The organism is Serratia sp. SCBI, assembly GCF_000747565.1.
GTDB classification, from domain to species: domain Bacteria; phylum Pseudomonadota; class Gammaproteobacteria; order Enterobacterales; family Enterobacteriaceae; genus Serratia; species Serratia ureilytica.
Genome location: NZ_CP003424.1, coordinates 1222094 through 1234960, shown reverse-complemented (window position 1 = coordinate 1234960; position 12867 = coordinate 1222094). Strand labels below are relative to the sequence as shown.

Genomic DNA, 12867 nt, shown 5'->3' with positions numbered 1-12867 from the left:
CCAACATGGCTAAAGCCTCATTACTTGAACGCCAGCGGGTTCGCGCCCTGCTGGCGCTGTTGTCAGGTGCCGGCGGGACGCTGGCGTTCTCGCCCTACGATTTCTGGCCCGCGGCCATCGTCTCCCTGTTCGGCCTGCTGGCCGTTACCCTCAATCGCACCACCAAACAGTCCGCCCTGCTCGGCTTTGTCTGGGGCTTCGGGTTGTTCGGCAGCGGGATCAACTGGGTGTATGTCAGCATCGCCGATTTCGGCGGCATGCCCTTCGCCGTCAACGTCTTCCTGGTGGCGCTGCTCGCCGCTTACCTGTCGCTGTATACCGGGCTGTTCGCCGGGCTGCTGACCCGCCTGTGGCCGGCGACCCGCTGGTGGCGGCTGGCCATCGCCGCGCCGGCGCTGTGGCAGGTCACGGAATTCCTGCGCGGCTGGGTGCTGACCGGCTTCCCATGGCTGCAGTTCGGCTATAGCCAGATCAACGGCCCGCTGAAAGGCATCGCGCCGCTGCTGGGCGTCGACGCCATCACCTTTGTGCTGATGGCCATCGCCGGCCTGCTGGTGTACGCCGTCAATCAGCGCCGCCTCTCGGCGGCGGTGATCGCCGCCGCGCTGCTGTTGTTGCCATGGCCGCTGCGCCAGCTGCAGTGGTTTACTCCGCAGACGGATAAAGCGGTGAATGTCGCCATGGTGCAAGGCAACATCGCTCAATCGATGAAATGGGATCCGAAAGCGCTGGTCAGCACGCTGCAAACCTATCTGGACGAAACCCGTCCCTACATGGGTAAGGCACCGATCGTTATCTGGCCGGAATCCGCCATCCCGGATTATGAAGCCAATCAGAACGGCTTCCTGACGATGATGGACGACCTGATGCGGGCGAAGAACAGCAGCCTCATCACCGGCATCGTCGACGTGCGCGCCACGCCGCAGGGCCAGCAAATCTACAACAGCGCCATCGTGCTCGGTGAACCGACGCCGTACAGGTACCCGGCCAACGATCGCTACAACAAGCACCACCTGGTGCCGTTCGGCGAGTTCGTACCGCTGGAGACGCTGCTGCGGCCGCTGGCGCCGTTCTTCGACCTGCCGATGTCCTCCTTCAGCCGCGGCGACTACGTACAACCGCAGCTCAGCGTACGCGGCTACAACCTGACGGCGGCCATTTGCTACGAAATCGTGTTGGGCCAGCAGGTGCGCGATAACTTCCGCCCGGACACCAACTTCCTGCTGACCATCTCCAACGACGCCTGGTTCGGCCACTCCATCGGCCCATGGCAGCACTTCCAGATGGCGCGCATGCGGGCGCTGGAACTGGGCCGGCCGCTGCTGCGCAGCACCAACAACGGCGTCACCGCCGCAGTGGACGCGAACGGCGACGTGATCGCCGAGATCCCGCAGTTCACTCGTCAGGTGCTTGAAGTGAAGGTCACACCGACCACCGGCGTCACGCCTTACGCGCGTTTCGGCGCCGCGCCGCTGTGGGTGATCACCCTGTTGCTGGGCGGTTGGGCGCTGATGTTGGGCCTGCGCCGCAAATAGTCCTGTTCGCCGGGGCGCGCCCGCCGCGCCCCGCGTTTCCGTAAACGTTCCCCCACCTCGGTCAGAAAACGTCGTTAAATCAACGCGGCTGGCACACTCCTTGCTTTATCTAAGGTGACATCGCACGTCGGTTAACTTTTGCTGACGTTTTGTCGCACCCGTGCACATTTTGGAGGCGCCGAACGCACCATGCAGGTGCATCGGGGTTTGGTTGCATTGATTTGGTGCGCGCGGCGTCTCAAAAAATGAAACATTTTAGTTTCAAGATATTCACAATCGGTTATTTTTTAACGGCTATCCGTTCTAAGACTATCTTTATAACCTGAGCAATAAATAGTCGATTTAAACCTGACGCTCTTTAGTCAGAGCCACCACAACAGCAAAGGAGTTGGACCATGCAAATGCGTAAATTGGCGTTATCGTTACTGCTGCTCGGTATGGCAGGTAGCGTAGCGCACGCGGAAGACCTGACCGGTACGCTGAAGAAAATCAAAGACAACGGCGTTATCGTTGTCGGCCACCGCGAATCGTCTGTGCCCTTTTCCTACTACGACAACCAGCAAAAAGTTGTGGGCTACTCTCAGGACTACTCCAACCAAATCGTTGAAGCCGTTAAGAAAAAGCTGAATGCACCGAATCTGCAGGTGAAAATGCTGCCGATTACCTCGCAGAACCGCATCCCGCTGCTGCAAAACGGCACCTATGACTTCGAATGCGGCTCTACCACCAATAACGTAGAGCGCCAGAAACAGGCCGCCTTCTCCGACACCATCTTTGTGGTCGGCACCCGCCTGCTGGTGAAGAAAGGCTCCGACATCAAAGACTTTAAAGACCTGGCCGGCAAACCGGTGGTGGTCACCTCCGGCACCACGTCCGAAGTGTTGCTGAACAAACTGAACGACAGCGACAAAATGAACATGCGCATCATCAGCGCCAAAGACCACGGCGACTCCTTCCGCACCCTGGAAAGCGGCCGCGCGGTGGCCTTCATGATGGATGACGCCCTGCTGGCGGGCGAGCGCGCCAAAGCCAAGAAGCCGGACCAATGGGAAATCATCGGCACGCCGCAGTCGAAAGAAGCCTACGGTTGCATGCTGCGTAAAGACGATCCTGAGTTCAAGAAACTGGTCGATGACACTATCGCCCAGGCGCAAACCTCCGGTGAAGCGGCCAAGTGGTTTGATAAATGGTTCAAGCAGCCTATCCCACCGAAAAACCTCAACATGAACTTCGAGCTGTCGGACGACATGAAGCAACTGTTCAAAGCGCCTAACGACAAAGCGTTGAACTAACTCAATAGAATAAAGCCGGGGTGGCCGCCAAGCCAAACCGGCCCAGTTGATGACTGGGACAGACAGGAATGAGGGGGCCGTTCCCCTCCCTCATTTTCCCCAAGGCGCGTCACCGATCTCCGCACACAACAAGCCAGCCCGACTGGCCGTGCGGCGATCGGCGCCTATCAAGTCATCACTTTTCGGCGCCCTGCGCCCGTTTATCGGAGTTTGTTATGTCAATAGATTGGAACTGGGGTATCTTCCTGCAGCAGGCCCCGTTTGGGAACACCACTTACCTCGGCTGGATCTGGTCCGGCTTTCAGGTCACGGTGGCCCTCTCCGTCTGTGCATGGATTATCGCTTTCTTCGTCGGTTCGCTGTTCGGTATCTTGCGTACCGTGCCCAACCGCTTTCTTTCCACTCTCGGCACCTGTTACGTCGAACTGTTCCGTAACGTGCCGCTGATCGTGCAATTCTTTACCTGGTATCTGGTGATCCCCGAGCTGCTGCCGGCCAATATCGGCACCTGGTTCAAGACCGAGCTGGATCCCAACGTGCAGTTCTTCGTCTCTTCCATGCTCTGTCTGGGGCTGTTTACCGCCGCCCGCGTTTGCGAGCAAGTGCGCGCCGCCATTCAATCCCTGCCGCGCGGCCAGAAAGCCGCCGGGTTGGCGATGGGCCTGACGCTGCCGCAAACCTACCGCTACGTGCTGTTGCCGAACGCCTACCGGGTTATCGTGCCGCCGATGACCTCGGAGATGCTCAACCTGGTCAAAAACTCCGCCATCGCCTCCACCATCGGCCTGGTGGACATGGCCGCACAGGCCGGCAAGCTGTTGGATTACTCCGCACACGCCTATGAATCCTTTACCGCCATTACGCTGGCTTATATCGGCATCAACGCCGTGATCATGCTGTTTATGCGTCTGGTCGAAAAGAAAGTGCAGTTGCCTGGCAACCTGGGGAGTAAATAATGTACGAATTTGACTGGGCGTCGATCGTCCCAAGCTTCCCTTATCTGCTGCAGGGCATGGCGATCACGCTGAAGATCACCGTGACCGCCATCGTGGTCGGCATTCTGTGGGGCACCGTGCTGGCGGTGATGCGTCTGTCGCCGTTCAAGCCCATCAGCTGGTTCGCCACCCTGTATGTCAACCTGTTCCGCTCGGTGCCGCTGGTGATGGTGCTGCTGTGGTTCTATCTGGTGGTTCCAAGCTTATTACAACAGGTTCTAGGCCTGTCGCCGAAAACCGATATTCGCCTGATCTCGGCTATGGTAGCCTTTTCCCTGTTTGAAGCGGCCTATTACTCGGAAATCATCCGCGCCGGTATCATCAGCATCTCGCGCGGCCAATCCTCCGCCGCGTTGGCGCTGGGCATGACGCATTGGCAATCCATGCGGCTGGTGATCCTGCCGCAGGCGTTCCGCGCCATGGTGCCACTGCTGCTGACCCAGGGCATCGTCCTGTTCCAGGATACCTCGCTGGTTTACGTACTGAGCCTGGCCGACTTCTTCCGCACCGCATCGACCATCGGCGAACGCGACGGCACCCAGGTTGAAATGATCCTGTTCGCCGGCTTTGTCTATTTTGTTATCAGCCTCGCCGCCTCGGCGCTGGTAAGCTATTTGAAGAAAAGGACTGTTTGATGATATCCCTGAAAAATGTTTCCAAGTGGTACGGTCACTTTCAAGTGTTGACCGATTGCACCACCGAAGTGAAAAAAGGCGAAGTGGTCGTCGTCTGCGGTCCTTCAGGCTCCGGCAAGTCCACCCTGATCAAAACCGTCAACGGCCTGGAGCCGATCCAGCAGGGAAGCATCCTGGTGAACGGCACGCCCGTCAACGACAAGAAAACCAACCTGGCGCAGCTACGCGCCAAGGTCGGCATGGTGTTCCAACACTTTGAACTGTTCCCGCACCTGTCCATTATCGACAACCTGACGCTGGCGCAGGTAAAAGTGCTCAAGCGCGACAAGACCGCCTCACGCGAGAAGGGCCTGAAGCTGCTGGAACGCGTCGGCCTGTCCGCCCATGCCAACAAGTTCCCCGGTCAGCTCTCCGGCGGTCAGCAACAGCGCGTCGCCATCGCCCGCGCGCTGTGCATGGATCCGATCGCCATGCTGTTCGATGAACCGACCTCGGCGCTCGATCCGGAAATGATCAACGAAGTGCTGGACGTGATGGTCGAGCTGGCGAACGAAGGCATGACCATGATGGTGGTGACCCACGAAATGGGCTTCGCCCGCAAGGTGGCGAACCGCGTGATCTTTATGGACGAAGGCAAAATCGTCGAAGACCGCAACAAAGACGATTTCTTCAACAACCCCGAGTCCGATCGCGCCAAGGACTTCCTCGCCAAGATCCTGCACTAAGTTCTCGCTATGCGCCCCGCCTGGGGCGCATCTTTTCTCCCGGCACGAAAAGCGCTTGTATCTCCTCGTTTTTGATCCGATGCTCGCCGGATAACAAACAGAGGAGAAAGAACATGCCCCGCCCTATTATCATCGATTGCGATCCCGGCCTCGACGACGCCATCGCGCTGGCTATGGCGCTGCGCTCGCCGGAGCTGGACGTCAAAGCCATCACCACCTCCGCCGGCAACCAGACGCCGGAGAAAACCCTGCATAACGCGCTGGGTCTGTTGACCCTGATGCAGCGCGAGGACATCCCTGTCGCCGCCGGCGCCGCTCGCCCGCTGATGCGCGAGCTGGTGATCGCCGACTATGTCCACGGCAAAACCGGCATGGGCAACACCCACCTGCCGACGCCGCCCCTCAAACCCGATCCCCGCGGCGCCGTCGAGCTGATCGCCGACCTGCTGCGCGCCAGCCCGCAGCCAATCACCCTCGTGGTGACCGGCCCGATGACCAACATCGCCCTGCTGTTGGCCCAGCACGCCGAGCTGAAAAGCCGTATCGAGCGCATCGTATTTATGGGCGGCGGCATGAATGCCGGCAATACCACGCCGGTGGCGGAATTCAATATCTTCGTCGATCCCGAAGCCGCCGAGATGGTGTTGAAATCCGGCGTGCCGCTGACCATGGCCGGGCTGAACGTCACCCATCAGGCGCTGGTGTTGCCGCAGGATATCGAGCGCATTCGCCAGATAGACAATCCGGTCGCGCAGGCGGTCGCGGAGATGCTCGATTTTTACCTGCCGCTCTACCTCAGCCATCCGCGCGGCCTGCCCGGGGCAGCGATGCACGATCCCTGCACCATCGCCTGGCTGCTGGCGCCGCAGCTGTTCACCGGCGTAGAACGCTGGGTCGGCGTGGAGACTAAAGGGGAATACACCGTCGGCATGACGGTGGTGGACTATTTCCAGCAAACCGGCAACGCGGCCAACGTGGAAGTGCTGACCGGCATCGATCGCGCAGGCTTTATCGATCTGCTGGCCGAGCGCGTCACGCGTTATTGATCCTCTCGGGGCGCGCTCGCGCCCTCATTCAACTTTTTTGATTTAACTCAGCGAATTTTTGCGCTATCACTGTTGATGGCTTGCCTCTACCATGCGTTTACACCGATTGACATCGTTACCGATTACACTTCGCCTGGAGATAAGCCAATGAGCCGCGTACTGGTCCTGAAATCAAGTATTCTGGGTGAATATTCCCAGTCTGGAAAATTAGTCGATTTTTTTGTTTGAACAATGGCGAGAAGCTCACCCGGAAGACACCTTCACCGTGCGCGACTTGGCTAACCCAACGCTGCCGGAGCTGGATGGCGAAGTGATGGCCGGCTTTACCGCCGGCGACAAGCCGTTGACGCCGCATCAGCAAAGCACCCTGGCGCTGTCCGATGAGCTGATTGCCGAGCTGAAGTCGCACGACACGCTGATCATCAGCGCCCCGATGTACAATTTCAACATCCCGACGCAGCTGAAGATCTACTTTGATCTGATCGCCCGCGCCGGTCAGACGTTCCGCTACACCTCCGCCGGCGCCGAAGGGCTGGTGACGGGCAAAAAAGCGATCGTCATCTCCAGCCGCGGCGGCATCCACGCCGACACGCCGACGGATCTGATCACCCCGTACGTGAAGCTGTTCCTGGGCTTTATCGGCATCACCGACGTTGAATTCGTGCTGGCGGAAGGCTTCGCCTACGGCCCGGAAGCGGCGGAGAAAGCCGCCCAGGACAGCCGCATCGCGGTCGCGCAGAAAATCCCGGCCAGCGCACCGGCGCCGGCAAACGTCGCCCAAGAAGCCGTCAGCGGCGGTTTCCTGAGCAACCTGCTGAAGAAACTGTTCCGTTAACGGTAAACGTCAGCGTTCCCCGCCGCGGCGGGGGACGTCATCAGGGTTCAAATGGCCGACGCTGGAACTGGTCGTGACCGCATTTCGGGCAGAGCGGCAGCACCTCCGGCGTGTAGAACGCCAGGTGGTAATGGCACTGCTCGCAGACCAGATTGCCCAGCCCCACCACTTCACCGCTGTGATACACGCCGTGGTGGCTGACATCCTTGAACACCTCGCGCCACTCCAACTGGGTTTTATCGGTGATATCCGCCAGTTCCTGCCACAGGCTCTCCTTAATCACCCGCATAAACACGCTGTCGGTAAACTCGTCCCGGCTTTCCTGATAGCTGCGGGCGAACTCTTCCAGATCGCGCCGCACCGCCTGCGTTACCTGCCGCACCTCGTCGCGCGTCAGATCTTCGGCCTCGTTCAACCGCCGCTCCGCGCTGGCCACCAGTTCGTCGATATCGCGTTCGCCGTTTTTCAGACGTTCGGTCAGCGATGCCACCAATTCGCGGTAATACTGAGCAACCTTGTTCATAGACTCTCCTCGATAAACGCTGCGCCGGACTTGGCCATGGGGATACCCTTAAGCTACTTGTTCTTATTTTAGCCGTAAATGACTGATGTCACTTGGCAAGACGCGGGATCCGCAGGTTGTGAGCCGCGTCATGGCGGCGTTTTTTTTAAATGCGCCGAGTCAGGCGCTTGGAGTTGTTGCCGGGAGGTCTTATCAGCTATGCTATGCGGATCTACGAATACTAAATGTTCATTGCGTTGCCTCTGACCGGGGCAACGGTTTACACCTACAGGACCACCGGCCGCCATGCAAGAGCAATACCGTCCAGAAGACATAGAATCGAACGTACAGCTTCACTGGCAAGAGAAGCAGACTTTCAAAGTTACCGAAGACGACAGCAAGGAAAAGTACTACTGCCTATCCATGCTGCCTTACCCGTCCGGCCGACTGCACATGGGCCACGTTCGTAACTACACTATCGGCGACGTGATCTCACGCTATCAGCGCATGCTGGGCAAAAACGTACTGCAGCCGATCGGCTGGGATGCGTTCGGCCTGCCGGCGGAAGGCGCGGCGGTGAAAAACAACACCGCGCCGGCCCCGTGGACCTACGACAACATCGAATACATGAAGAACCAGCTGAAACTGCTGGGCTTCGGCTACGACTGGGATCGCGAAATCGCCACCTGCCAGCCGGAATACTACCGCTGGGAACAGTGGTTCTTCACCAAGCTGTATGAAAAAGGCCTGGTCTACAAGAAGACCTCGGCGGTGAACTGGTGTCCGCACGATCTGACCGTGCTGGCCAACGAACAGGTTATCGACGGCTGCTGCTGGCGCTGCGACACCAAGGTCGAGCGTAAAGAGATCCCGCAGTGGTTCATCAAAATCACCGCCTACGCCGATCAGCTGCTGAACGATCTGGACACGCTGGAAAGCTGGCCGGAACAGGTGAAAACCATGCAGCGCAACTGGATTGGCCGCTCCGAAGGCGTGGAAATCACCTTCGACGTGGCTGGCAGCGAAGAGAAGCTGACGGTTTACACCACCCGTCCCGACACCTTCATGGGCGCCACCTACGTGGCGGTCGCCGCGGGCCACCCGCTGGCGCAACAGGGCGCGCACAACAACCCGGCGCTGACCGACTTCATCGACGAATGCCGCAACACCAAAGTGGCCGAAGCCGAAATGGCGACGATGGAGAAGAAAGGCATGCCGACCGGCCTGTTCGTTGTCCATCCGCTGAGCGGCGAGAAGCTGCCGGTGTGGGTCGCCAACTTCGTGCTGATGGAATACGGCACCGGCGCCGTGATGGCAGTACCGGCGCACGACCAGCGCGACTGGGAATTCGCCACCAAATATGATTTGCCGATCAAACCGGTGATCCTGAACCTCGACGGCAGCCAGCCTGACGTGAGCGCCGAAGCGATGACTGACAAAGGCGCGCTGTTCAACTCCGGCGAGTTTGACGGTCTGGACAACGAAGCGGGCTTCAACGCCATCGCCGACAAACTGGTCGCCAAAGGCGTCGGCCAGCGCAAGGTCAATTACCGTCTGCGCGACTGGGGCGTTTCACGTCAGCGTTACTGGGGCGCGCCAATCCCGATGGTGACCCTGGAAGACGGCACCGTGATGCCGACGCCGGAAGACCAACTGCCGGTGATCCTGCCGGAAGACGTGGTCATGGACGGCATCACCAGCCCGATCAAGGCCGACCCTGAGTGGGCGAAGACCACCGTCAACGGCCAGCCGGCGCTGCGCGAAACCGACACCTTCGACACCTTTATGGAGTCCTCCTGGTACTACGCGCGCTACACCTGCCCGCAGTATGACCAGGGCATGCTGGATCCGGCCGCCGCCAACTACTGGCTGCCGGTCGATCAATATATCGGCGGCATCGAGCACGCCATCATGCACCTGATGTACTTCCGCTTCTTCCACAAGCTGATGCGCGATGCGGGCCTGGTGGATTCCGATGAGCCGGCCAAGCGCCTGCTGTGTCAGGGCATGGTGCTGGCCGACGCCTTCTACTACACCGGCAACAGCGGCGAGCGCGTCTGGGTATCCCCGGTTGACGCCACCGTCGAGCGCGACGACAAAGGCCGCATCATCAAGGCCACCGATCCGCAAGGCCGTGAACTGGTCTATGCTGGCATGAGCAAAATGTCGAAGTCGAAGAACAACGGCATCGACCCGCAGGAGATGGTGGAAAAATACGGCGCGGACACCGTGCGTCTGTTCATGATGTTCGCTTCACCGGCAGAAATGACGCTGGAGTGGCAGGAATCCGGCGTGGAAGGGGCTAACCGCTTCCTGAAGCGCGTATGGAAACTGGCCTACGATCACGTGGAAAAAGGCGCGGTGCAGCCGCTGGACGTGGCGTCGCTGAACGAAGAGCAGAAAGCGCTGCGCCGCGATCTGCACAAAACCATCGCCAAAGTGACCGACGATATCGGCCGCCGCCAGACCTTCAACACCGCGATCGCCGCCGTGATGGAGCTGATGAACAAACTGGCCCGCGCGCCGCAGGAGAGCGAGCAGGATCGCGCGCTGCTGCAGGAAGCGCTGCTGGCCGTCGTTCGCATGCTGTATCCGTTCACCCCGCACGTGTGCTTCGCCCTGTGGCAGGCGCTGGGCGGCGAAGGCGACGTGGACACCGCGCCATGGCCGGTTGCCGACGAGCAGGCGATGGTCGAGGACTCCAAGCTGGTGGTGGTGCAGGTGAACGGCAAGGTTCGCGCTAAAATCACCGTATCTGCCGATGCGACCGAAGAGCAAGTGCGCGCGCGCGCTGCCGAAGAGCATCTGGTGGCTAAATATCTGGACGGCGTCACGATTCGCAAAGTGATCTACGTTCCGGGCAAACTGCTTAACCTGGTTGTGGGTTAACACAAGGAGGAGTTGTGCGACAACGTATTCTGACGCTGTTGCTGGGGTTGGCGGTGCTGGTCACCGCCGGCTGCGGTTTTCACCTGCGTGGCACCACGCAGGTGCCTAATGAAATGAAAACGCTGATCCTGGACAGTTCGGATCCTTATGGGCCATTGACGCGCGCGGTGCGTGAGCAACTGCGTTTGAACGCCGTGACCATCGTCAGCGATCCGAAGCGTAAAGACGTGCCTTCTCTGCGCATCGTCGGCGCGACGGAAAGCCAGGATACCGCCTCGATCTTCCAGGACGGTAAAACCGCCGAGTATCAGCTGGTGCTGACCGTGCAGGCCCAGGTGCTGATCCCGGGGCACGACCTGTATCCGCTGTCGGTGAAAGTGTTCCGTTCGTTCTTCGACAACCCGCTGACCGCGCTGGCCAAAGACTCCGAGCAGGAGATCATTCGCCAGGAAATGCGTGAGCAGGCGGCGCAACAGCTGGTGCGCAAACTGCTGACCGTGCACGCGGCGGAAGAAGAAAACCGGCAGAAAGCCGCTGCCGTCGGCGAACGAGCGGCAAGCCAAACCGCACAATGATCCGCATTTATCCGGAACAACTTGCCGCGCAGCTCCGAGAGGGGCTGCGCGCTTGTTATTTATTGAGCGGCAATGAACCGCTGCTGCTGCAGGAAAGCCAGGATCTGCTCCGGCAGGCCGCGCAACAGCAGCAGTTCAGCGAGCACTACAGCATTTCCCTCGACGCCCATACCGACTGGGACGCCATCTTCGGCATCTGCCAGGCGATGAGCCTGTTCGCCAGCCGCCAGACGCTGCTGCTGATTTTCCCGGAAAACGGCCCGACGGCGCCGATCGGCGAACAGCTGACCAAGCTCGCCACCCTGCTGCACGACGACATCCTGCTGATCCTGCGCGGCCCGCGCCTCACCAAAGCGCAGGAAAACAGCGCCTGGTTCAAGGCGCTCAGCCCGCACGGCGCCCTCGTCAGTTGCCAGACGCCGGAGCAGGCACAGCTGCCGCGCTGGGTCGCCGCGCGCGCCAAGGCGATGAAGCTGGAGTTGGACGACGCGGCCAATCAGCTGTTGTGCTACTGCTACGAAGGCAACCTGCTGGCGCTGTCGCAGGCGCTGGAGCGGCTGTCGCTGCTGCACCCGGACGGCAAGCTCACCCTGCCGCGCGTCGAGCAGGCGGTGAACGACGCCGCCCACTTCACGCCGTTCCACTGGCTGGACGCCTTGCTGGCCGGCAAGAGCAAGCGCGCCTGGCATATTTTACAGCAGCTGCAGCAAGAGGATGTCGAGCCGGTGATCCTGTTGCGCACCCTGCAGCGCGAACTGCTGCTGTTGCTGACGCTGCAGCGCCGCATGGCGTCCGCGCCGCTGCGCACGCTGTTCGATCAGCACAAGGTCTGGCAGAACCGCCGCCCGCTGGTCACTCAGGCGCTGCAACGCCTGTCCGGCGCCCAGCTGCAGCAAGCGGTACAGCTGCTGACGCAAATCGAGCTGACCCTCAAGCAGGACTATGGCCAGTCGGTCTGGCCGGAACTGGAAACCCTGTCGATGCTGCTGTGCGGCAAACCCCTGGCCACGAGTTTTACCGATGCCCACTAATCCGGAACACCCCACCGTATTGCACGCACTGTTTGGCGGCACCTTTGATCCGATCCACTACGGCCATCTGCGGCCGGTGGAGGCGCTGGCCGCCGAAGTGGGCCTGAATCGCGTCACGCTGCTGCCTAACCACGTGCCGCCGCACCGCCCGCAGCCCGAGGCCAACGCACAGCAGCGCTTGAAGATGGTCGAGCTGGCGATCGCCGGCAATCCGCTGTTCGCGGTCGACGATCGCGAACTGCATCGCACCACCCCCTCCTACACCATCGAGACGCTGGAAACGATTCGTAAAGAGCGTGGCGCCGCCCAGCCGCTGGCGTTTATTATTGGCCAGGACTCGCTGCTGACGCTGCATAAATGGCATCGCTGGCAGGCGCTGTTGGACGTCTGCCATCTGCTGGTGTTGGCGCGCCCGGGCTATAACGATCGCATGGACACGCCGGAACTGCAGCAGTGGCTGGAACGTCATCGCACCGCCGACCCGGCGCTGCTCAGCCGCCGCCCGCACGGCCATATCTATCTGGCCGATACGCCGGAGCTGGAAATTTCCGCCACCGAGATCCGCCAGCGCCGCCATCAGGGCCTCAACTGCGACGATCTGCTGCCGCGCCCGGTGCAGCGCTATATCGAGTTGCAGGGTTTATATCGCTAGCGAAAGGTGCGTGATATACTGCGCCGCTATTTTTCAGGTATCCGCTGAAAACCCCGGAAACCTTAGCTGGCCGGGCAGTCACCAGTTAGCTGGCTTTCAGCGGCAGCCTGCCGAAACCTTTATCCGGTTACGCCGCGGCGCGCGCATGTTGCCCG

11 protein-coding genes and 1 pseudogene are annotated in these 12867 nt (G+C 60.3%); 11 read left to right on the top strand and 1 reads right to left on the bottom strand.

The window, feature by feature from the left end; translation table 11 throughout:
- Nucleotides 1-5: 5 nt before the first annotated feature.
- From lnt to SERRSCBI_RS05645, 7 genes and pseudogenes are all read left to right on the top strand, one after another.
- Nucleotides 6-1535, top strand: a complete 1530-nt coding sequence (gene lnt, locus SERRSCBI_RS05675; protein WP_042783847.1) for an apolipoprotein N-acyltransferase — start codon at nt 6-8, stop codon at nt 1533-1535.
- Nucleotides 1536-1930: 395 nt separating this feature from the next.
- Nucleotides 1931-2827 (top strand): amino acid ABC transporter substrate-binding protein, encoded by an 897-nt coding sequence (locus SERRSCBI_RS05670; protein ID WP_033642166.1) that lies wholly within the window; start codon nt 1931-1933, stop codon nt 2825-2827.
- A gap of 215 nt (nt 2828-3042) precedes the next feature.
- Entirely contained in the window at nt 3043-3783 is a 741-nt protein-coding gene (locus SERRSCBI_RS05665) for an amino acid ABC transporter permease (protein ID WP_004939979.1), read from the top strand.
- Nucleotides 3783-4457 carry a glutamate/aspartate ABC transporter permease GltK gene (gltK, locus tag SERRSCBI_RS05660; protein ID WP_015376945.1) on the top strand — a complete coding sequence of 225 codons (675 nt, stop codon included), beginning with the start codon at nt 3783-3785 and terminating at the stop codon, nt 4455-4457. The genes SERRSCBI_RS05665 and gltK overlap by 1 nt, the downstream gene beginning before the upstream one ends.
- Nucleotides 4457-5182 carry an amino acid ABC transporter ATP-binding protein gene (locus SERRSCBI_RS05655; RefSeq protein WP_004939983.1) on the top strand — a complete coding sequence of 242 codons (726 nt, stop codon included), beginning with the start codon at nt 4457-4459 and terminating at the stop codon, nt 5180-5182. Before gltK ends, SERRSCBI_RS05655 begins: the two co-directional genes overlap by 1 nt.
- A gap of 113 nt (nt 5183-5295) precedes the next feature.
- Nucleotides 5296-6228 (top strand): pyrimidine-specific ribonucleoside hydrolase RihA, encoded by a 933-nt coding sequence (gene rihA, locus SERRSCBI_RS05650; protein WP_042783846.1) that lies wholly within the window; start codon nt 5296-5298, stop codon nt 6226-6228.
- Between the two features lie 147 nt (nt 6229-6375).
- Nucleotides 6376-7063 (top strand): annotated as a pseudogene (locus SERRSCBI_RS05645) (FMN-dependent NADH-azoreductase).
- A 40-nt stretch (nt 7064-7103) separates the two neighbouring features.
- On the opposite strand, the gene SERRSCBI_RS05640 reads toward SERRSCBI_RS05645, so the two are convergent.
- Nucleotides 7104-7586, bottom strand: a complete 483-nt coding sequence (locus SERRSCBI_RS05640) for a zinc ribbon-containing protein (RefSeq protein WP_025301844.1) — start codon at nt 7584-7586, stop codon at nt 7104-7106.
- A gap of 285 nt (nt 7587-7871) precedes the next feature.
- On the opposite strand from SERRSCBI_RS05640, the gene leuS reads away from it, so the two are divergent.
- The 4 genes from leuS to nadD are packed head-to-tail and all read left to right on the top strand — an operon-like array spanning nt 7872 to nt 12712.
- Nucleotides 7872-10454 (top strand): leucine--tRNA ligase, encoded by a 2583-nt coding sequence (leuS, locus tag SERRSCBI_RS05635; protein WP_042783845.1) that lies wholly within the window; start codon nt 7872-7874, stop codon nt 10452-10454.
- A gap of 14 nt (nt 10455-10468) precedes the next feature.
- Nucleotides 10469-11029: an LPS assembly lipoprotein LptE gene (lptE, locus tag SERRSCBI_RS05630; RefSeq protein ID WP_033633932.1), complete on the top strand. Its 561-nt coding sequence runs from the start codon at nt 10469-10471 to the stop codon at nt 11027-11029.
- Nucleotides 11026-12060, top strand: a complete 1035-nt coding sequence (holA, locus tag SERRSCBI_RS05625; protein ID WP_042783844.1) for a DNA polymerase III subunit delta — start codon at nt 11026-11028, stop codon at nt 12058-12060. The genes lptE and holA overlap by 4 nt, the downstream gene beginning before the upstream one ends.
- Nucleotides 12050-12712: a nicotinate-nucleotide adenylyltransferase gene (nadD, locus tag SERRSCBI_RS05620; protein WP_015376938.1), complete on the top strand. Its 663-nt coding sequence runs from the start codon at nt 12050-12052 to the stop codon at nt 12710-12712. The genes holA and nadD overlap by 11 nt, the downstream gene beginning before the upstream one ends.
- The last annotated feature ends 155 nt before the right edge of the window (nt 12713-12867 follow it).

What these genes read in the sequence shown, in the direction of transcription:
- rihA (WP_042783846.1), top strand. Translation starts at nt 5,296, where the DNA reads ATGCCCCGCCCTATTATCATCGATTGCGATCCCGGCCTCGACGACGCC.
- nadD (WP_015376938.1), top strand. Translation starts at nt 12,050, where the DNA reads ATGCCCACTAATCCGGAACACCCCACCGTATTGCACGCACTGTTTGGC.
- SERRSCBI_RS05665 (WP_004939979.1), top strand. Translation starts at nt 3,043, where the DNA reads ATGTCAATAGATTGGAACTGGGGTATCTTCCTGCAGCAGGCCCCGTTT.
- lnt (WP_042783847.1), top strand. Translation starts at nt 6, where the DNA reads ATGGCTAAAGCCTCATTACTTGAACGCCAGCGGGTTCGCGCCCTGCTG.
- leuS (WP_042783845.1), top strand. Translation starts at nt 7,872, where the DNA reads ATGCAAGAGCAATACCGTCCAGAAGACATAGAATCGAACGTACAGCTT.
- gltK (WP_015376945.1), top strand. Translation starts at nt 3,783, where the DNA reads ATGTACGAATTTGACTGGGCGTCGATCGTCCCAAGCTTCCCTTATCTG.
- SERRSCBI_RS05670 (WP_033642166.1), top strand. Translation starts at nt 1,931, where the DNA reads ATGCAAATGCGTAAATTGGCGTTATCGTTACTGCTGCTCGGTATGGCA.
- SERRSCBI_RS05655 (WP_004939983.1), top strand. Translation starts at nt 4,457, where the DNA reads ATGATATCCCTGAAAAATGTTTCCAAGTGGTACGGTCACTTTCAAGTG.
- holA (WP_042783844.1), top strand. Translation starts at nt 11,026, where the DNA reads ATGATCCGCATTTATCCGGAACAACTTGCCGCGCAGCTCCGAGAGGGG.
- SERRSCBI_RS05640 (WP_025301844.1), bottom strand. Translation starts at nt 7,586, where the DNA reads ATGAACAAGGTTGCTCAGTATTACCGCGAATTGGTGGCATCGCTGACC.